Below are 16,373 nucleotides of genomic sequence, written 5' to 3'. Positions count from 1 at the left end.
GGACGAGGACTGAGAAATGGGAATCCGCAAGTACAAGCCGACTACGCCGGGCCGTCGTGGCGCCAGCGTCGCCGACTTCGTCGAGGTCACGCGGTCCACGCCGGAGAAGTCGCTGGTCCGCCCGCTGCACAGCAAGGGCGGCCGTAACAACGCCGGTCGTGTGACCGTTCGCCACCAGGGTGGCGGACACAAGCGCGCCTACCGAGTGATCGACTTCCGTCGTCACGACAAGGACGGCGTGCCGGCGAAGGTCGCGCACATCGAGTACGACCCCAACCGCACCGCGCGCATCGCGCTGCTGCACTACGCCGACGGCGAGAAGCGCTACATCCTCGCCCCGCGCAACCTGCAGCAGGGTGACCGCGTCGAGAACGGTCCCGGGGCCGACATCAAGCCGGGCAACAACCTGGCCATCCGCAACATCCCGGTCGGTACCACGATCCACGCGATCGAGCTCCGTCCCGGTGGCGGTGCCAAGTTCGCCCGCTCCGCCGGTGCCTCCGTGCAGCTGCTCGCGAAGGAGGGCTCGATGGCCCACCTCCGCATGCCGTCCGGTGAGATCCGCCTGGTCGACGTCCGCTGCCGCGCCACCATCGGCGAGGTCGGCAACGCCGAGCAGAGCAACATCAACTGGGGCAAGGCAGGCCGTAAGCGGTGGCTGGGCGTTCGCCCGACCGTCCGTGGTGTGGTCATGAACCCGGTTGACCACCCGCACGGTGGTGGTGAGGGCCGGACCTCCGGTGGTCGCCACCCTGTGTCCCCGTGGGGCAAGAAGGAAGGCCGTACTCGTTCGCCCAAGAAGGCGTCGAACAAGTACATCGTCCGCCGCCGCAAGACGAACAAGAAGCGCTAAGGACGGGTTGAGATGCCTCGTAGCTTGAAGAAGGGACCCTTCGTCGACGACCACCTGATCAAGAAGGTGGATGTCCAGAACGAAGCCGGTACCAAGAACGTCATCAAGACCTGGTCCCGTCGCTCGATGATCGTCCCGGCCATGCTCGGTCACACGATCGCGGTGCACAACGGCAAGACCCACATCCCGGTGTTCGTCACCGAGTCGATGGTCGGCCACAAGCTCGGCGAGTTCTCGCCGACGCGCACCTTCCGGGGCCACGTCAAGGAAGACCGGAAGTCGAAGCGCCGCTAGTAGCGGATCGCATTCAGACACGTAAGTAACTGAAGGGACAACCATGGAAGCCAGGGCCCAGGCGCGGTACATCCGCGTCACGCCCATGAAGGCCCGCCGCGTGGTGGACCTCATCCGTGGCATGGATGCCACGGAGGCCCAGGCCGTCCTGCGATTCGCTCCGCAGGCCGCCTCCGTGCCGGTGGGCAAGGTGCTCGACAGCGCCATTGCCAACGCCGCGCACAACTACGACCACACCGACGCCGACAGCCTCTTCATTTCCGAGGCCTACGTCGACGAGGGCCCGACCCTGAAGCGGTTCCGGCCGCGTGCCCAGGGCCGTGCCTACCGGATCCGCAAGCGGACCAGCCACATCACCGTGGTCGTCAGCAGCAAGGAAGGAACCCGGTAATGGGCCAGAAGGTAAACCCGCACGGGTTCCGGCTCGGTGTCACGACCGACTTCAAGTCGCGTTGGTACGCCGACAAGCTCTACAAGGACTACGTCAAGGAAGACGTCGCCATCCGTCGGATGATGACGTCCGGCATGGAGCGCGCGGGCATCTCGAAGGTCGAGATCGAGCGCACCCGTGACCGCGTGCGTGTGGACATCCACACCGCTCGTCCGGGCATCGTCATCGGCCGCCGTGGCGCCGAGGCCGACCGCATCCGCGGTGACCTCGAGAAGCTCACGGGCAAGCAGGTCCAGCTGAACATCCTCGAGGTCAAGAACCCCGAGACCGATGCCCAGCTGGTCGCGCAGGCCGTCGCCGAGCAGCTATCCTCCCGCGTCTCCTTCCGTCGGGCCATGCGCAAGAGCATGCAGTCCGCCATGAAGGCCGGCGCCAAGGGCATCAAGATCCAGTGCGGTGGCCGCCTCGGCGGCGCCGAGATGTCCCGCTCGGAGTTCTACCGCGAGGGCCGTGTGCCCCTGCACACGCTCCGCGCGAACGTGGACTACGGCTTCTTCGAGGCCAAGACGACCTTCGGCCGCATCGGCGTGAAGGTCTGGATCTACAAGGGCGACGTCAAGAACATCGCCGAGGTCCGCGCCGAGAACGCTGCGGCCCGTGCGGGTAACCGCCCGGCCCGTGGTGGTGCAGACCGCCCGGCCCGTGGTGGCCGTGGTGGCGAGCGGCGCGGTCGCAAGCCGCAGCAGGCTGCCGGCGCCGAGGCCCCCAAGGCCGAGGCTCCCGCGTCCGCTCCGGCTGAGAGCACCGGAACGGAGGCCTGACCGAAATGCTGATCCCCCGTAGGGTCAAGCACCGCAAGCAGCACCACCCGAAGCGCAGCGGTATGTCCAAGGGTGGAACGCAGGTTGCGTTCGGCGAGTACGGCATCCAGGCGCTGACCCCGGCCTACGTCACGAACCGCCAGATCGAGGCGGCCCGTATCGCGATGACCCGCCACATCAAGCGTGGCGGCAAGGTCTGGATCAACATCTACCCGGACCGTCCGCTCACCAAGAAGCCCGCCGAGACCCGCATGGGTTCCGGTAAGGGTTCTCCGGAGTGGTGGATCGCCAACGTCAAGCCCGGACGTGTGATGTTCGAGCTGTCGTACCCCAACGAGAAGATCGCCCGTGAGGCGCTGACCCGTGCGGCCCACAAGCTGCCGATGAAGTGCCGGATCGTCAAGCGCGAGGCAGGTGAAGCGTGATGTCGGCCGGTACCAAGGCGTCCGAGCTGCGCGAGCTGGGCAACGAGGAGCTGCTGAACAAGCTCCGCGAGGCCAAGGAAGAGCTGTTCAACCTCCGCTTCCAGGCGGCGACGGGTCAGCTCGAGAACCACGGTCGGCTCAAGGCCGTCCGTAAGGACATCGCGCGGATCTACACCCTGATGCGTGAGCGCGAGCTGGGCATCGAGACGGTGGAGAGCGCCTGATGAGCGAGAGCAACGTGACTGAGAACACCGAAGCCCGTGGCTTCCGTAAGACCCGTGAGGGTCTGGTCGTCAGCGACAAGATGGACAAGACCGTCGTCGTCGCTGTCGAGGACCGTGTGAAGCACGCGCTGTACGGCAAGGTCATCCGCCGTACGAACAAGCTCAAGGCCCACGACGAGCAGAACGCCGCGGGTGTCGGCGACCGCGTCCTCCTCATGGAGACCCGGCCGCTGTCCGCGACGAAGCGCTGGCGCGTCGTCGAGATCCTCGAGAAGGCCAAGTAATTCCTGCGGGCAAACCCGCAGGTCAGTTCCGCCAGGCTCGGCAGGGGTCCTCGTCACTGAGGCCCCTGCCGGGAACCGGCAGACGATCAGGAGATAGACGTGATCCAGCAGGAGTCGCGACTGCGCGTCGCCGACAACACTGGTGCGAAGGAAATCCTTTGCATCCGTGTGCTCGGTGGCTCCGGTCGCCGCTACGCGGGCATCGGTGACGTCATCGTCGCCACCGTCAAGGACGCGATCCCCGGCGGCAACGTGAAGAAGGGTGACGTCATCAAGGCGGTCATCGTTCGCACCGTCAAGGAGCGCCGCCGTCCGGACGGCTCGTACATCCGCTTCGACGAGAACGCCGCTGTCATTCTGAAGAACGACGGCGACCCTCGCGGCACCCGTATCTTCGGCCCCGTCGGCCGTGAGCTGCGCGAGAAGAAGTTCATGAAGATCATCTCGCTCGCGCCGGAGGTGCTGTAAGCATGAAGATCAAGAAGGGCGACCTGGTCCAGGTCATCACCGGTAAGGACAAGGGCAAGCAGGGCAAGGTCATCGCGGCCTACCCCCGCGAGGACCGCGTCCTGGTCGAGGGTGTCAACCGGGTCAAGAAGCACACCAAGGCCGGTCCGACCGCTCGCGGTTCGCAGGCCGGCGGCATCGTCACGACCGAGGCGCCGATCCACGTCTCCAACGTCCAGCTGGTCGTTGAGAAGGACGGCAACAAGGTCGTCACGCGTGTCGGTTACCGCTTCGACGACGAGGGCAACAAGATCCGCGTTGCCAAGCGGACGGGTGAGGACATCTGATGGCTACCACCACCACTCCGCGTCTGAAGCAGAAGTACCGCGAGGAGATCGCGGGCAAGCTGCGTGACGAGTTCAAGTACGAGAACGTCATGCAGATCCCCGGCCTCGTCAAGATCGTGGTCAACATGGGTGTGGGCGACGCCGCCCGCGACTCCAAGCTGATCGATGGCGCCATCCGCGACCTCACCACGATCACCGGTCAGAAGCCGGCCGTCACCAAGGCCCGCAAGTCCATCGCGCAGTTCAAGCTGCGCGAGGGTCAGCCGATCGGTGCCCACGTCACGCTTCGTGGCGACCGCATGTGGGAGTTCCTGGACCGCACCCTGTCGCTGGCGCTCCCGCGCATCCGCGACTTCCGCGGCCTGTCCCCCAAGCAGTTCGACGGCCGTGGCAACTACACCTTCGGTCTCACGGAGCAGGTCATGTTCCACGAGATCGACCAGGACAAGATCGACCGCGTCCGGGGTATGGACATCACCGTGGTCACCACGGCGACCAACGACGCTGAGGGCCGCGCGCTCCTTCGTCACCTCGGCTTCCCCTTCAAGGAGGCGTGAGCGAGATGGCGAAGAAGGCTCTGATTGCCAAGGCTGCTCGCAAGCCCAAGTTCGGTGTGCGCGGCTACACCCGCTGCCAGCGTTGTGGCCGCCCGCACTCCGTGTACCGCAAGTTCGGCCTGTGCCGCGTGTGCCTTCGTGAGATGGCTCACCGTGGCGAGCTGCCGGGCGTGACCAAGAGCTCCTGGTAATCCCTTAACAGGGGATTCCTGAAGCTCTCGGTAAGCATCTGGGTCGGCAGGGGCCCTTCTCCGCATGCCGTAGGCTAGCGGGGTTGGGCGTCTGTCGCCCGTACGACTTACTACGCCGTAGGTCCACCGCGCCGCACCCGTCCCGTCTCGGATCGGGGAGAGGGATGGCGCACCAGGAAACCCCGGCGAGAGAGGCCGAAGGCCAATTCATGACCATGACTGATCCGATCGCAGACATGCTTACGCGTCTGCGGAACGCGAACTCGGCATACCACGACTCCGTGACGATGCCGGCATCGAAGATCAAGTCGCACATCGCGGAGATCCTCCAGCAGGAGGGCTTCATCACGGGCTGGAAGACCGAGGACGCCGAGGTCGGCAAGAACCTCGTTCTCGAGCTGAAGTTCGGCCCGAACCGTGAGCGCTCCATCGCGGGCATCAAGCGGATCTCCAAGCCCGGTCTCCGGGTGTACGCGAAGTCCACCAACCTGCCGAAGGTGCTGGGCGGCCTGGGCGTGGCGATCATCTCCACGTCGCACGGTCTCCTCACCGACAAGCAGGCCGGCAAGAAGGGCGTGGGTGGGGAAGTCCTCGCCTACGTCTGGTAGCGGAAGGGAACGGAGGAAACAGCTATGTCGCGTATTGGCAAGCTCCCCATCACGGTTCCCGCCGGCGTGGACGTCACCATCGACGGCCGTACGGTCGCGGTCAAGGGCCCCAAGGGCACGTTGACCCACACCGTTGTCGCGCCGATCGACATCGTCAAGGGTGAGGACGGCGTTCTGAACGTCACCCGTCCGAACGACGAGCGTCAGAACAAGGCCCTGCACGGCCTGTCCCGCACGCTGGTGGCGAACATGATCACCGGCGTGACCCAGGGTTACGTGAAGAAGCTCGAGATCAGCGGTGTCGGTTACCGCGTGACGGCCAAGGGTTCGAACCTCGAGTTCGCGCTCGGCTACAGCCACCCGATCGTCGTCGAGGCGCCCGAGGGCATCACCTTCAAGGTGGAGAGCCCGACCCGCTTCCAGGTCGAGGGCATCGACAAGCAGAAGGTCGGCGAGGTTGCGGCCAACATCCGCAAGCTGCGCAAGCCTGACCCGTACAAGGCCAAGGGCGTCAAGTACGAGGGCGAAGTCATCCGCCGCAAGGTCGGAAAGGCGGGTAAGTAAGCCATGGCATACGGGCAGAAGATCCTCAAGGGCGACGCCTACAAGCGCGCCGCGATCAAGCGCCGTCACATCCGGATCCGCAAGCGGATCGCCGGTACGGCGGAGCGCCCCCGTCTGGTCGTGACCCGCTCCAACCGCCACATCGTGGCGCAGGTGATCGACGACCTCAAGGGCCACACCCTGGCGTCCGCGTCCACCCTGGACGCGTCCGTCCGCGGTGGCGAGGGCGACAAGTCGGCGCAGGCCAAGCAGGTCGGCGCCCTGGTCGCCGAGCGCGCCAAGGCCGCCGGTGTCGAGGCTGTCGTGTTCGACCGTGGTGGCAACCAGTACGCCGGGCGCATCGCCGCCCTGGCGGACGCCGCCCGCGAAGCCGGGCTCAAGTTCTGAGCCTGCCGTAGCTAGCGGAAACAGAGAGAGGTAATTCCAATGGCTGGACCCCAGCGCCGCGGTGGCGGTGCCGGTGGCGGCGAGCGGCGGGACCGGAAGGGCCGTGACGGCGGCGCTGCTGCCGCCGAGAAGACCGCGTACGTTGAGCGCGTTGTCGCGATCAACCGCGTCGCCAAGGTTGTGAAGGGTGGTCGTCGCTTCAGCTTCACCGCGCTGGTCGTGGTGGGCGATGGTGACGGCACCGTGGGTGTCGGTTACGGCAAGGCCAAGGAGGTGCCGGCCGCCATCGCCAAGGGTGTTGAGGAGGCCAAGAAGCACTTCTTCAAGGTCCCCCGTATCCAGGGCACCATCCCGCACCCGATCACGGGTGAGAAGGCTGCCGGCGTCGTTCTGCTCAAGCCCGCGTCTCCCGGTACCGGTGTTATCGCCGGTGGCCCGGTGCGTGCCGTGCTCGAGTGCGCCGGCATCCACGACGTGCTGTCGAAGTCGCTCGGCTCGTCGAACGCGATCAACATCGTGCACGCGACCGTGGCGGCCCTGAAGGGCCTGCAGCGTCCCGAGGAGATCGCGGCCCGCCGTGGTCTGCCGCTCGAGGACGTCGCCCCCGCGGCTCTGCTGCGTGCACGTGCCGGGGCGGGTGCGTAATCATGGCGCAGCTGAAGATTACGCAGGTCAAGTCCTACATCGGTAGCAAGCAGAACCACCGCGACACCCTGCGGTCCCTTGGTCTCAAGGGCATCAACACGCAGGTCGTCAAGGAGGATCGTCCCGAGTTCCGCGGCATGGTGCACACCGTCCGCCACCTCGTGACGGTCGAGGAGGTCGACTGATCATGGCGGAGAACAACCCGCTCAAGATCCACAACCTCCGTCCCGCCCCGGGCGCCAAGACCGCCAAGACCCGTGTGGGTCGTGGTGAGGCGTCGAAGGGTAAGACGGCCGGTCGTGGTACCAAGGGCACCAAGGCCCGCTACCAGGTTCCGGAGCGCTTCGAGGGCGGGCAGATGCCCCTCCACATGCGTCTGCCGAAGCTGAAGGGCTTCAAGAACCCGTTCAAGACCGAGTTCCAGGTCGTGAACCTCGACAAGCTGGCCGCGCTCTACCCCGAGGGTGGCGAGGTCACGGTCGAGGGTCTGGTGGCCAAGGGTGCCGTTCGCAAGAACAGCCTCGTCAAGGTCCTCGGCCAGGGCGAGATCTCCGTGGCGCTGCAGGTGACGGTCGACGCCGTCTCCGGCTCCGCCAAGGAGAAGATCACCGCCGCGGGCGGTACGGTCACCGAGCTGGTCTGAGTCTCTCGGACTCCTCGATGACGTGAACGATCCCGACCGGGGATACCCACAAAAGGGGTATCCCCGGTCGGTCGTTCCTAGGGCGGGGCTCTCGCCGGTAAGGTGGCTTGCACTGTCTACTTTCACCGGGCGTCCCCATGGGGCACTCTGAGCGGCAGTCGTCCGTTATCCATTCGTCGAACTTCAAGACCGTCACCCTTGACGCAGTCGCGCGGGGGTCGCAGGAGGCACCGTGCTCACCGCGTTCGCCCGGGCGTTCAAGACGCCCGACCTGCGCAAGAAGCTGCTCTTCACGCTGGGCATCATCGTGGTCTACCGGGTCGGTACCCACATCCCGATCCCCGGCGTCAACTACAAGGCCGTCCAGACCTGCGTGAACGAGGCACAGGGCAACCAGGGCCTCTTCGGTCTCGTGAACATGTTCAGCGGCGGCGCGCTGCTGCAGATCACGATCTTCGCGCTCGGCATCATGCCGTACATCACGGCCAGCATCATCCTTCAGCTGCTGACCGTGGTCATCCCGCGTCTGGAAGCCCTGAAGAAGGAGGGCCAGGCCGGTACGGCGAAGATCACGCAGTACACCCGCTACCTGACGGTGGCGCTGGCCATCCTGCAGGGCACGGGTCTGGTCGCCACCGCCCGCAGCGGCGCGCTCTTCAACGGCTGCTCGGTCGCCACGAGCATCGTCCCCGACCAGGCGATCTTCACGACCATCACCATGGTCATCTGCATGACCGCGGGCACCGCCGTCGTGATGTGGCTCGGCGAGCTGGTCACCGACCGCGGCATCGGCAACGGCATGTCGATCCTGATGTTCATCTCGATCGCCGCCACCTTCCCGTCCGCGCTGTGGGCGATCAAGAAGCAGGGCACCCTGGCCGGCGGCTGGATCGAGTTCGGCACCGTGATCCTGGTCGGCCTGGTCATGGTCGCGCTCGTCGTCTTCGTGGAGCAGGCCCAGCGCCGCATTCCGGTGCAGTACGCGAAGCGCATGATCGGCCGGCGTTCCTACGGCGGTACGTCCACGTACATCCCGCTCAAGGTGAACCAGGCGGGTGTGATTCCCGTCATCTTCGCCTCCTCGCTGCTCTACATCCCGGCACTCGTGGCGCAGTTCGCGGGCGGCAAGTCGGGCTGGAAGACCTGGGTCGAGCAGAATCTGACCAAGGGCGACCACCCGATTTACATCGTTACGTACTTCTTGCTCATCGTTTTCTTCGCCTTCTTCTACGTCGCCATCTCCTTCAACCCCGAAGAAGTCGCCGACAACATGAAGAAGTATGGTGGCTTCATCCCGGGCATCCGGGCTGGCCGACCGACCGCTGAGTACCTGAGCTACGTACTCAACCGGATCACCTGGCCGGGTTCGCTGTATCTGGGCGTGATCGCTCTCGTGCCGACAATGGCGTTGGTGGGCTTCGGGGCAAGCCAGAACTTCCCCTTCGGCGGGACCAGCATCCTCATCATCGTGGGTGTGGGCCTCGAGACGGTGAAGCAGATCGAGAGCCAGCTCCAGCAGCGCAATTACGAAGGGTTCCTCCGCTGATGCGTATCGTCCTCGTCGGGCCGCCGGGTGCCGGTAAGGGAACGCAGGCCGTCCGGCTCGCTGAGAAGCTGGGTATTCCGCACATCTCCACGGGCGACCTGTTCCGGGCCAACATCAGCCGGCAGACCGAGCTGGGCAAGCTCGCGAAGTCCTACATGGACGCCGGTCAACTCGTCCCCGACGAGGTGACGATCGCCATGGCCAAGGACCGCATGGAGCAGCCGGACGCGGCGAAGGGATTCCTGCTGGACGGCTTCCCGCGCAACGTCTCGCAGGCGGAGGCGCTGGACCGGCTGCTGGAGTCCCAGGGCATCAAGCTGGACGCCGTGCTGGACCTGGAGGTCCCCGAGGACGAGGTCGTCAAGCGGATCGCCGGCCGGCGCATCTGCCGTAACGACTCCTCCCACGTCTTCCACGTGACGTACAGCCCGCCGAAGAAGGAAGGCGACTGCGACGTCTGCGACGGCGAGCTGTACCAGCGCGACGACGACTCCGAGGAGACGGTCCGCAAGCGGCTCGAGGTCTACCACACGCAGACCGAGCCGATCATCGACTACTACAAGGCGCAGGGCCTGGTCCGGACGATCTCCGCCCTGGGCCCCGTGGACGAGATCACGCAGCGTGCCCTGGAGGCACTCAAGCGCGAGAAGGCCGGAAACAAGTAGATCGCGGTCCTTCCGGCCGCGGTGCCCTCCCCACGGACCTCGTCCGCGGGACCACGAGGGCGCCGCGGCCGTAGCCTTGTACAGGTAACCCAGCCGACGTGAGTGACGGAGAGCGCAGGCCCCCATGGTGCAGATCAAGACCCCCGAGCAGATCGCCAAGATGCGGGCGGCGGGCCTGGTCGTAGCCGCCATCCACGCCGCCACCCGCGAAGCGGCCGTCCCGGGGGCCTCCACCAAGGACCTGGACGAGGTCGCCCGCAAGGTGCTCGCCGAGCACGGGGCCAAGTCGAACTTCCTGGGTTACGGCGGCTTCCCGGCGACGATCTGCACGTCGGTCAACGACGTGGTCGTCCACGGCATCCCCTCCGAGGACGTCGTCCTGAAGGACGGCGACATCATCTCCATCGACTGCGGCGCGATCGTCGACGGCTGGCACGGCGACGCCGCCTACACGGCCTTCGTCGGCTCCGGCCACGCTCCGGAACTGGTCGAGCTGTCCCGCGTGACCGAGGAGTCGATGTGGGCCGGGATCGCCGCCATGAAGGCGGGCGGCCGGCTGGTCGACATCTCCCGGGCCGTCGAGACCTACATCCGCCGCCAGCCCAAGCCCGGCGGCGGACGCTACGGCATCATCGAGGACTACGGCGGCCACGGCATCGGCACCGAGATGCACATGGACCCGCACCTGCTGAACTACGTCGACCGGCGCCGCGGCAAGGGCCCCAAGCTGGTCCCCGGCTTCTGCCTCGCGATCGAGCCGATGGTCTCCCTGGGCACCCCGAGGACCGAGGTCCTCTCCGACGACTGGACGGTCATCACGACCGACGGCACCTGGTCCTCCCACTGGGAGCACTCGGTCGCCCTGACGCCGGACGGCCCCCTGGTGCTGACGGCGCCCGACGGCGGCCGGGCGAAGCTCGCCGAGTACGGCATCACGGCAGCTCCCGACCCTCTCGCATAGGGAGCACTCCCATGGGGCAGACTTCCTCGATTCGCCTTTCCGGGTGCTCCGACGTAGACTGACTCGTCGGCTCTCGTGCACCCGCATGTCCGCATGCTCCCGTAAGGGAAACCAAGGGAAACGCTCGAGAGTCGATCAAGGTAGTCGATTCGAAGGGCGAAGCGTGGCCAAGAAGCAAGGTGCCATCGAGATCGAGGGCACTGTCGTCGAGTCTCTGCCGAACGCCATGTTCAAGGTCGAGCTCCAGAACGGCCACCAGGTCCTGGCGCACATCAGCGGCAAGATGCGTATGCACTACATCCGTATCCTCCCTGACGACCGGGTCGTGGTGGAGCTGTCTCCGTACGACCTGACGCGTGGCCGGATCGTCTACCGGTACAAGTAGATCTTGCCCGCGCCCCGGGCCCGCCCGGAGCGATGGCACTGACCCGGAGAACCTCACCCCATGAAGGTCAAGCCGAGCGTCAAGAAGATCTGCGACAAGTGCAGGGTGATCCGCCGTCACGGCCGGGTCATGGTCATCTGCGACAACCCGCGCCACAAGCAGCGCCAGGGCTGACGCACGACCGATCCCTCTGCACTCATCGCAGGGATTCGCGCGACGCGAGCTGAATATGTTCATACGCAGAACCCGAGCCTTCGCGCTCGACACCCCCGGTTCGGAGGCCGGGGACCCGGTTCGTACCTGGTACGGCGGCCGGGAGCCGGTTCTGCGGAAGACCTCCGAAGATCACCAGGAGCCATTGAATGGCACGCGTTTCCGGTGTTGACATCCCGCGCGAAAAGCGCGTGGAGGTCGCCCTCACCTACGTGTTCGGCATCGGCCGGACCCTTTCGCAGCAGACGCTGGCGGAGACGGGCATCGACCCGAACACCCGTGTTCGTGACCTGAGCGAAGAGCAGCTGGTCGCGATCCGCGAGTACGTCGACAACAACATCAAGACCGAGGGTGACCTCCGTCGCGAGATCCAGGCCGACATCCGCCGCAAGGTGGAGATCGGCTGCTACCAGGGCCTCCGTCACCGTCGCGGTCTGCCCGTCCGCGGTCAGCGCACCAGCACCAACGCTCGTACCCGCAAGGGCCCGCGTCGCGCCATCGCCGGCAAGAAGAAGCCGGGCAAGAAGTAGTCCGCAGCGGACACCTGTCCACGGTCTTCGCTGTAGGACCGACCACCTCCCGTAGGAGTTAGCAGATGCCCCCCAAGGGACGTCAGGGCGCAGCCAAGAAGGTGCGCCGCAAGGAAAAGAAGAACGTCGCTCACGGCCACGCGCACATCAAGAGCACGTTCAACAACACGATCGTCTCCATCACGGACCCGTCCGGCAACGTGATCTCCTGGGCCTCCGCCGGCCACGTCGGCTTCAAGGGCTCCCGGAAGTCCACGCCGTTCGCCGCGCAGATGGCCGCCGAGTCGGCTGCCCGCCGCGCCCAGGAGCACGGCATGCGCAAGGTCGACGTGTTCGTCAAGGGCCCGGGTTCCGGTCGTGAGACCGCGATCCGCTCCCTGCAGGCCACGGGCCTCGAGGTCGGCTCCATCCAGGACGTCACCCCGACCCCGCACAACGGCTGCCGTCCGCCGAAGCGCCGCCGCGTCTGACGCACGGTCGCTTCGAGGATTCGGGCGGTACGACCCCGTAACAAGGGCCGTATCGCCCGTACCCTTGCAGTACCCGCACTTCTCACCGGGTGCGGTTTCCGTCGGGCGTCAAATAGCGGGCGTCCACGAAAGAAGGATCTGATCCACACATGCTGATCGCTCAGCGTCCCTCGTTGACCGAAGAGGTCGTCGACGAGTTCCGCTCCCGGTTCGTGATCGAGCCGCTGGAGCCGGGCTTCGGCTACACCCTCGGCAACTCCCTTCGCCGTACCCTCCTGTCCTCGATCCCCGGCGCCGCTGTCACCAGCATCCGGATCGACGGCGTGCTGCACGAGTTCACCACCGTGCCGGGCGTCAAGGAGGACGTCACCGACCTGATCCTCAACATCAAGCAGCTGGTCGTCTCCTCGGAGCACGACGAGCCGGTCGTGATGTACCTGCGCAAGCAGGGCCCGGGTCTGGTCACCGCCGCCGACATCGCGCCCCCGGCCGGTGTCGAGGTGCACAACCCCGACCTGGTCCTCGCCACGCTCAACGGCAAGGGCAAGCTGGAGATGGAGCTCACCGTCGAGCGCGGTCGCGGCTACGTCTCCGCCGTGCAGAACAAGCAGGTGGGCCAGGAGATCGGCCGTATCCCGGTCGACTCCATCTACTCGCCGGTTCTCAAGGTCACCTACAAGGTCGAGGCGACCCGTGTCGAGCAGCGCACCGACTTCGACAAGCTGATCGTCGACGTCGAGACCAAGCAGGCCATGCGTCCCCGCGACGCCATGGCGTCGGCCGGCAAGACCCTGGTCGAGCTGTTCGGTCTCGCCCGTGAGCTGAACATCGACGCCGAGGGCATCGACATGGGCCCGTCCCCCACGGACGCCGCCCTGGCCGCCGACCTCGCGCTGCCGATCGAGGAGCTGGAGCTCACCGTCCGCTCCTACAACTGCCTCAAGCGTGAGGGCATCCACTCCGTGGGTGAACTGGTCGCGCGCTCCGAGGCCGACCTGCTGGACATCCGCAACTTCGGTGCGAAGTCCATCGACGAGGTCAAGGCGAAGCTGGCCGGCATGGGCCTGGCCCTCAAGGACAGCCCGCCCGGATTCGACCCGACCGCTGCCGCGGACGCGTTCGGCGCCGACGACGACGCCGACGCCGGTTTCGTGGAGACCGAGCAGTACTGAGCACTCCGCGAGGAGGCCGGTTCTGTGACTGCGGGGCCGTCGTGGCTGGTCGCGCAGTACCCCGCGTCCCTTCGGGGGCGCGGACCCTCCGGGCGTTCCCGAAAGGGACGCCCGGATCTCCGACAGGCGACCGCCTGCTCGGATACTGACCCCGGTACCTGACACGGCCGGGGCAGACACCTAGGAGAAACACCATGCCGAAGCCCGCCAAGGGTGCCCGTCTGGGCGGCGGCGCCGCGCACGAGAAGCTCCTCCTCGCGAACCTCGCGAAGAGCCTCTTCGAGCACGGCCGCATCACCACCACCGAGGCGAAGGCCCGCCGCCTGCGCCCGTACGCGGAGCGTCTGGTCACCAAGGCGAAGAAGGGCGACCTTCACAACCGCCGTCAGGTGCTCCAGGTCATCACGGACAAGAGCATCGTCCACACGCTCTTCACCGAGATCGGCCCGCGCTACGAGAACCGTCCCGGTGGCTACACCCGCATCACCAAGATCGGTAACCGCCGTGGCGACAACGCGCCCATGGCCGTCATCGAGCTGGTCGAGGCGCTGACCGTGCAGCAGAACGCCGTGGGTGAGGCCGAGGCCGCCACCAAGCGTGCGGTCAAGGAGTCCGACGAGGCCAAGGCCGCGGAGACCACCGAGGCTCCGGCCGAGGAGACCGCTGCCGAGGAGTCGAAGGACGCGTAAGCGTGTCGCCGGGGACTGCCGGCCGACGGCCGCGGCACCGTCGTGGCCGGTCGCGCAGTTCCCCGCGCCCCTTCAGGGGCGTCGGCGGGCCCGTTCCCTTGCGGAGCGGGCCCGTTCTCGTGTTGCTGAGAGGATCTGTACGTGAGTGATGAAGCAGCGCCGGGGTCCGTGCGCGTCCGCCTCGACCTCTCCTACGACGGCGCCGGCTTCCACGGCTGGGCCAAGCAGGCCGGCGGCCGGCGCACGGTGCAGGGGGAGATCGAGGACGCCCTGCGCACGGTGACGCGGTCGAAGGAGACGTACGAGCTGACCGTGGCCGGGCGGACGGACGCCGGCGTCCACGCGCGCGGGCAGGTGGCGCATGTCGACCTGCCGGCGCCGGTGTGGGCCGAGCACCGCGAGAAGCTGCTCAAGCGGCTCGCCGGGCGGCTGTCCAAGGACGTGCGGGTCTGGCGGCTCACCGAGGCCCCGGCCGGCTTCGACGCCCGGTTCTCGGCGATCTGGCGGCGCTACGCGTACCGGGTGACGGACGACCCCGGCGGCGTCGACCCGCTGCTGCGCGGGCACGTGCTCTGGCACGACTGGCCGCTCGACCTGGACGCCATGAACGAGGCCGCGCAGGCGCTCGTCGGCGAGCACGACTTCGCCGCCTACTGCAAGAAGCGGGAGGGCGCGACCACCATCCGCACGCTGCAGGAGCTGAGCCTGGTGCGCGGCGCGGACGGCGTCGTCACGGCGACGGTCCGGGCGGACGCGTTCTGCCACAACATGGTGCGTTCGCTGATCGGCGCGCTGCTGTTCGTCGGGGACGGGCACCGCGGCCCGGAGTGGCCGGGGAAGGTGCTGGCCGCCGGGGTGCGGGACTCCGCCGTGCACGTCGTACGGCCGCACGGGCTGACCCTGGAGGAGGTCGGCTACCCCGCCGACGAACTGCTGGCCGCGCGCAACAAGGAGGCGCGGAACAAGCGCTCGCTTCCGTCGGCGGGGTGCTGCTGAGCTACCGGCCCGCTGCCGCGGAGGCCTGCACCTCGCCGCGGCGGTGGATCTGGCGGAAGGCGAACTCGGCCAGGTCGTCGCCGGTGCGGAAGACCTTCGTGTCCTTCTTGGCCACGTCTTTCCCGCTGGTGAAGCCGGAGATCGTGAAGTAGGCGTAGCGGCCGTAGGCGTTGCGTGTCGAGCGGCAGAACGCCCCGTCGCAGAACGGCTTGACGCCCTTGCCGGACAGCGAGCGCACGATGCTGCGGTCGTCGGTCTGGGCCTTGGCCTTCGTGGCCTGGGCCTCGGTGTCGAAGACGGCGACGCCGACGGTGACCGCGATGCCGCCGTTGCTGTAGGTGGCGCGGATCAGGCGGGTGCAGCCGTTCGCCGTGAGCACCTTGGGCAGGGTGCCGCCGGCGGCGGTGGCGCAGCTCTTGGTGTCGGCCGTGGCGCCCTTCTTGTACACCGCGTCGCCCATGGTCAGCCGGGTGCCCGGGAAGAGGGTGCCGGCGCTGAGCGGGGCGGTGTCCTTCTTGGCGCTGGATATGAAGTCCTTCGGATCCAGCGGCGGCGGCGCGCTGGTGGGCGCGAAGGACGGAGCCGTGGGCGAGCCGTTGGGCAGCGTGCCGCTGGCCGGCAGGCTGCTGGGCCCGGCCTCCGGGTCGCCGCCGCCGTTCGCGGAGACGACGGCCATGGCGACGGCCGTGCCCACGGCGATCACGGCGAGCGCGCCGCCGCCGATGAACAGCAGCCTCCGGCGTTTGTTCCGGGTCTCCGAGGCCTCCGCCAGCGCGGCCCAGTCCGGAGTCCCGTCGTCGGCGCCGCTGCTCCAGGGCTGCTGCGATTGCGGTTTCCAGGGATCCCACTGAGACTGGGGTCCCCCCTGCCCGTAACTCATGGGGCGCATCTTAGACGGGGGACGGGGTGTGTCGGACCGCGTGCGGCGGCATGCCGCGTTTGTCCGTCGGCATGCCTCGTTTTGACCCGTCCGGGGGGCGGGCGGTAACCTGCTTCTTCGTTGTGTATTGGCTTGCTCATTCTCACGGGACGGGCCCTTACACCGGTCCACCGGGCCGATGACCA

General features: G+C 67.1%; 28 protein-coding genes. 27 read left to right on the top strand and 1 reads right to left on the bottom strand.

The window, feature by feature from the left end:
* Window positions 1–16: 16 nt before the first annotated feature.
* The 27 genes from rplB to truA all read left to right on the top strand — a co-directional run bounded on the left by rplB (window position 17) and on the right by truA (window position 15,308).
* Window positions 17–853: a 50S ribosomal protein L2 gene (rplB, locus tag ABVB68_RS08850; protein ID WP_353600330.1), complete on the top strand. Its 837-nt coding sequence runs from the start codon at window positions 17–19 to the stop codon at window positions 851–853.
* Window positions 854–865: 12 nt separating this feature from the next.
* A complete protein-coding gene (rpsS, locus tag ABVB68_RS08845; protein ID WP_009190133.1) occupies window positions 866–1,147 on the top strand; it encodes a 30S ribosomal protein S19 in 282 nt (93 codons plus the stop codon).
* Between the two features lie 43 nt (window positions 1,148–1,190).
* On the top strand, window positions 1,191–1,538 hold the full coding sequence (rplV, locus tag ABVB68_RS08840) for a 50S ribosomal protein L22 (protein WP_003974262.1): 348 nt from the start codon (window positions 1,191–1,193) through the stop codon (window positions 1,536–1,538).
* A complete protein-coding gene (gene rpsC / locus ABVB68_RS08835) occupies window positions 1,538–2,359 on the top strand; it encodes a 30S ribosomal protein S3 (RefSeq protein WP_003998826.1) in 822 nt (273 codons plus the stop codon). The genes rplV and rpsC overlap by 1 nt, the downstream gene beginning before the upstream one ends.
* 5 nt (window positions 2,360–2,364) lie before the next feature.
* The gene (rplP, locus tag ABVB68_RS08830; RefSeq protein WP_030745246.1) at window positions 2,365–2,784 is read left to right on the top strand and encodes a 50S ribosomal protein L16; all 420 of its coding nucleotides are present in this window, start codon (window positions 2,365–2,367) and stop codon (window positions 2,782–2,784) included.
* Window positions 2,784–3,008 (top strand): 50S ribosomal protein L29, encoded by a 225-nt coding sequence (gene rpmC / locus ABVB68_RS08825; protein ID WP_010036720.1) that lies wholly within the window; start codon window positions 2,784–2,786, stop codon window positions 3,006–3,008. Before rplP ends, rpmC begins: the two co-directional genes overlap by 1 nt.
* Window positions 3,008–3,292: a 30S ribosomal protein S17 gene (rpsQ, locus tag ABVB68_RS08820; RefSeq protein WP_014674375.1), complete on the top strand. Its 285-nt coding sequence runs from the start codon at window positions 3,008–3,010 to the stop codon at window positions 3,290–3,292. The genes rpmC and rpsQ overlap by 1 nt, the downstream gene beginning before the upstream one ends.
* A 99-nt stretch (window positions 3,293–3,391) precedes the next feature.
* Window positions 3,392–3,760, top strand: a complete 369-nt coding sequence (gene rplN, locus ABVB68_RS08815) for a 50S ribosomal protein L14 (RefSeq protein WP_003992364.1) — start codon at window positions 3,392–3,394, stop codon at window positions 3,758–3,760.
* Window positions 3,761–3,762: 2 nt separating this feature from the next.
* Window positions 3,763–4,086, top strand: a complete 324-nt coding sequence (gene rplX, locus ABVB68_RS08810) for a 50S ribosomal protein L24 (protein ID WP_030671805.1) — start codon at window positions 3,763–3,765, stop codon at window positions 4,084–4,086.
* Window positions 4,086–4,643, top strand: coding sequence for a 50S ribosomal protein L5 (gene rplE / locus ABVB68_RS08805; RefSeq protein ID WP_121787373.1), 558 nt, complete (start codon window positions 4,086–4,088; stop codon window positions 4,641–4,643). Before rplX ends, rplE begins: the two co-directional genes overlap by 1 nt.
* 5 nt (window positions 4,644–4,648) lie before the next feature.
* Window positions 4,649–4,834, top strand: coding sequence for a type Z 30S ribosomal protein S14 (locus ABVB68_RS08800; protein WP_003948630.1), 186 nt, complete (start codon window positions 4,649–4,651; stop codon window positions 4,832–4,834).
* Between the two features lie 209 nt (window positions 4,835–5,043).
* Window positions 5,044–5,442, top strand: a complete 399-nt coding sequence (rpsH, locus tag ABVB68_RS08795; protein WP_026248232.1) for a 30S ribosomal protein S8 — start codon at window positions 5,044–5,046, stop codon at window positions 5,440–5,442.
* Window positions 5,443–5,466: 24 nt separating this feature from the next.
* Complete coding sequence (gene rplF, locus ABVB68_RS08790) at window positions 5,467–6,006, top strand: 50S ribosomal protein L6 (RefSeq protein WP_353600329.1); 540 nt, start codon at window positions 5,467–5,469, stop codon at window positions 6,004–6,006.
* A gap of 3 nt (window positions 6,007–6,009) precedes the next feature.
* On the top strand, window positions 6,010–6,393 hold the full coding sequence (gene rplR / locus ABVB68_RS08785) for a 50S ribosomal protein L18 (protein WP_030860987.1): 384 nt from the start codon (window positions 6,010–6,012) through the stop codon (window positions 6,391–6,393).
* A 39-nt stretch (window positions 6,394–6,432) separates the two neighbouring features.
* A complete protein-coding gene (gene rpsE, locus ABVB68_RS08780) occupies window positions 6,433–7,038 on the top strand; it encodes a 30S ribosomal protein S5 (RefSeq protein WP_353600328.1) in 606 nt (201 codons plus the stop codon).
* 2 nt (window positions 7,039–7,040) lie between these two features.
* The gene (rpmD, locus tag ABVB68_RS08775; RefSeq protein ID WP_003974250.1) at window positions 7,041–7,223 is read left to right on the top strand and encodes a 50S ribosomal protein L30; all 183 of its coding nucleotides are present in this window, start codon (window positions 7,041–7,043) and stop codon (window positions 7,221–7,223) included.
* 2 nt (window positions 7,224–7,225) lie between these two features.
* Entirely contained in the window at window positions 7,226–7,681 is a 456-nt protein-coding gene (rplO, locus tag ABVB68_RS08770; RefSeq protein WP_003974249.1) for a 50S ribosomal protein L15, read from the top strand.
* 232 nt (window positions 7,682–7,913) lie between these two features.
* The gene (secY, locus tag ABVB68_RS08765; protein WP_353600327.1) at window positions 7,914–9,227 is read left to right on the top strand and encodes a preprotein translocase subunit SecY; all 1,314 of its coding nucleotides are present in this window, start codon (window positions 7,914–7,916) and stop codon (window positions 9,225–9,227) included.
* Window positions 9,227–9,892 carry an adenylate kinase gene (locus ABVB68_RS08760; protein ID WP_353600326.1) on the top strand — a complete coding sequence of 222 codons (666 nt, stop codon included), beginning with the start codon at window positions 9,227–9,229 and terminating at the stop codon, window positions 9,890–9,892. The genes secY and ABVB68_RS08760 overlap by 1 nt, the downstream gene beginning before the upstream one ends.
* Window positions 9,893–10,016: 124 nt before the next feature.
* Window positions 10,017–10,853: a type I methionyl aminopeptidase gene (gene map, locus ABVB68_RS08755; RefSeq protein WP_353600325.1), complete on the top strand. Its 837-nt coding sequence runs from the start codon at window positions 10,017–10,019 to the stop codon at window positions 10,851–10,853.
* A gap of 163 nt (window positions 10,854–11,016) precedes the next feature.
* Entirely contained in the window at window positions 11,017–11,238 is a 222-nt protein-coding gene (gene infA / locus ABVB68_RS08750) for a translation initiation factor IF-1 (RefSeq protein ID WP_003948620.1), read from the top strand.
* A 60-nt stretch (window positions 11,239–11,298) separates the two neighbouring features.
* Window positions 11,299–11,412 carry a 50S ribosomal protein L36 gene (gene rpmJ, locus ABVB68_RS08745; RefSeq protein WP_003974245.1) on the top strand — a complete coding sequence of 38 codons (114 nt, stop codon included), beginning with the start codon at window positions 11,299–11,301 and terminating at the stop codon, window positions 11,410–11,412.
* Between the two features lie 188 nt (window positions 11,413–11,600).
* Window positions 11,601–11,981, top strand: coding sequence for a 30S ribosomal protein S13 (rpsM, locus tag ABVB68_RS08740; protein WP_020135802.1), 381 nt, complete (start codon window positions 11,601–11,603; stop codon window positions 11,979–11,981).
* Between the two features lie 65 nt (window positions 11,982–12,046).
* Complete coding sequence (rpsK, locus tag ABVB68_RS08735; protein WP_003956432.1) at window positions 12,047–12,451, top strand: 30S ribosomal protein S11; 405 nt, start codon at window positions 12,047–12,049, stop codon at window positions 12,449–12,451.
* Window positions 12,452–12,600: 149 nt separating this feature from the next.
* Complete coding sequence (locus ABVB68_RS08730; RefSeq protein WP_003966937.1) at window positions 12,601–13,623, top strand: DNA-directed RNA polymerase subunit alpha; 1,023 nt, start codon at window positions 12,601–12,603, stop codon at window positions 13,621–13,623.
* 194 nt (window positions 13,624–13,817) lie between these two features.
* A complete protein-coding gene (gene rplQ, locus ABVB68_RS08725) occupies window positions 13,818–14,312 on the top strand; it encodes a 50S ribosomal protein L17 (protein ID WP_353600324.1) in 495 nt (164 codons plus the stop codon).
* Window positions 14,313–14,453: 141 nt separating this feature from the next.
* The gene (gene truA, locus ABVB68_RS08720) at window positions 14,454–15,308 is read left to right on the top strand and encodes a tRNA pseudouridine(38-40) synthase TruA (RefSeq protein WP_353600323.1); all 855 of its coding nucleotides are present in this window, start codon (window positions 14,454–14,456) and stop codon (window positions 15,306–15,308) included.
* 1 nt (window position 15,309) lies between these two features.
* On the opposite strand, the gene ABVB68_RS08715 is transcribed toward truA, so the two are convergent.
* Entirely contained in the window at window positions 15,310–16,188 is an 879-nt protein-coding gene (locus ABVB68_RS08715; protein ID WP_353600322.1) for a hypothetical protein, read from the bottom strand.
* Window positions 16,189–16,373 lie beyond the last annotated feature (185 nt).

Source organism: Streptomyces sp. NPDC096012 (assembly GCF_040426375.1).
Lineage (GTDB): Bacteria > Actinomycetota > Actinomycetes > Streptomycetales > Streptomycetaceae > Streptomyces.
This window is presented reverse-complemented; position numbering and strand designations above follow the sequence as displayed.

Excerpts from the sequence above, each read along its gene's own strand:
- ABVB68_RS08715 (WP_353600322.1), bottom strand. The coding sequence starts at position 16,188 with ATGAGTTACGGGCAGGGGGGACCCCAGTCTCAGTGGGATCCCTGGAAA.
- map (WP_353600325.1), top strand. The coding sequence starts at position 10,017 with ATGGTGCAGATCAAGACCCCCGAGCAGATCGCCAAGATGCGGGCGGCG.
- rplP (WP_030745246.1), top strand. The coding sequence starts at position 2,365 with ATGCTGATCCCCCGTAGGGTCAAGCACCGCAAGCAGCACCACCCGAAG.
- rpsS (WP_009190133.1), top strand. The coding sequence starts at position 866 with ATGCCTCGTAGCTTGAAGAAGGGACCCTTCGTCGACGACCACCTGATC.
- rplX (WP_030671805.1), top strand. The coding sequence starts at position 3,763 with ATGAAGATCAAGAAGGGCGACCTGGTCCAGGTCATCACCGGTAAGGAC.
- rpsM (WP_020135802.1), top strand. The coding sequence starts at position 11,601 with ATGGCACGCGTTTCCGGTGTTGACATCCCGCGCGAAAAGCGCGTGGAG.
- rpsH (WP_026248232.1), top strand. The coding sequence starts at position 5,044 with ATGACCATGACTGATCCGATCGCAGACATGCTTACGCGTCTGCGGAAC.
- rplE (WP_121787373.1), top strand. The coding sequence starts at position 4,086 with ATGGCTACCACCACCACTCCGCGTCTGAAGCAGAAGTACCGCGAGGAG.
- rplB (WP_353600330.1), top strand. The coding sequence starts at position 17 with ATGGGAATCCGCAAGTACAAGCCGACTACGCCGGGCCGTCGTGGCGCC.
- rpsK (WP_003956432.1), top strand. The coding sequence starts at position 12,047 with ATGCCCCCCAAGGGACGTCAGGGCGCAGCCAAGAAGGTGCGCCGCAAG.
- rpsE (WP_353600328.1), top strand. The coding sequence starts at position 6,433 with ATGGCTGGACCCCAGCGCCGCGGTGGCGGTGCCGGTGGCGGCGAGCGG.
- ABVB68_RS08800 (WP_003948630.1), top strand. The coding sequence starts at position 4,649 with ATGGCGAAGAAGGCTCTGATTGCCAAGGCTGCTCGCAAGCCCAAGTTC.
- rplQ (WP_353600324.1), top strand. The coding sequence starts at position 13,818 with ATGCCGAAGCCCGCCAAGGGTGCCCGTCTGGGCGGCGGCGCCGCGCAC.
- rpmC (WP_010036720.1), top strand. The coding sequence starts at position 2,784 with ATGTCGGCCGGTACCAAGGCGTCCGAGCTGCGCGAGCTGGGCAACGAG.
- rplO (WP_003974249.1), top strand. The coding sequence starts at position 7,226 with ATGGCGGAGAACAACCCGCTCAAGATCCACAACCTCCGTCCCGCCCCG.
- ABVB68_RS08760 (WP_353600326.1), top strand. The coding sequence starts at position 9,227 with ATGCGTATCGTCCTCGTCGGGCCGCCGGGTGCCGGTAAGGGAACGCAG.
- rplF (WP_353600329.1), top strand. The coding sequence starts at position 5,467 with ATGTCGCGTATTGGCAAGCTCCCCATCACGGTTCCCGCCGGCGTGGAC.
- rplV (WP_003974262.1), top strand. The coding sequence starts at position 1,191 with ATGGAAGCCAGGGCCCAGGCGCGGTACATCCGCGTCACGCCCATGAAG.
- ABVB68_RS08730 (WP_003966937.1), top strand. The coding sequence starts at position 12,601 with ATGCTGATCGCTCAGCGTCCCTCGTTGACCGAAGAGGTCGTCGACGAG.
- rpmJ (WP_003974245.1), top strand. The coding sequence starts at position 11,299 with ATGAAGGTCAAGCCGAGCGTCAAGAAGATCTGCGACAAGTGCAGGGTG.
- rpsQ (WP_014674375.1), top strand. The coding sequence starts at position 3,008 with ATGAGCGAGAGCAACGTGACTGAGAACACCGAAGCCCGTGGCTTCCGT.
- rpsC (WP_003998826.1), top strand. The coding sequence starts at position 1,538 with ATGGGCCAGAAGGTAAACCCGCACGGGTTCCGGCTCGGTGTCACGACC.
- rpmD (WP_003974250.1), top strand. The coding sequence starts at position 7,041 with ATGGCGCAGCTGAAGATTACGCAGGTCAAGTCCTACATCGGTAGCAAG.
- rplR (WP_030860987.1), top strand. The coding sequence starts at position 6,010 with ATGGCATACGGGCAGAAGATCCTCAAGGGCGACGCCTACAAGCGCGCC.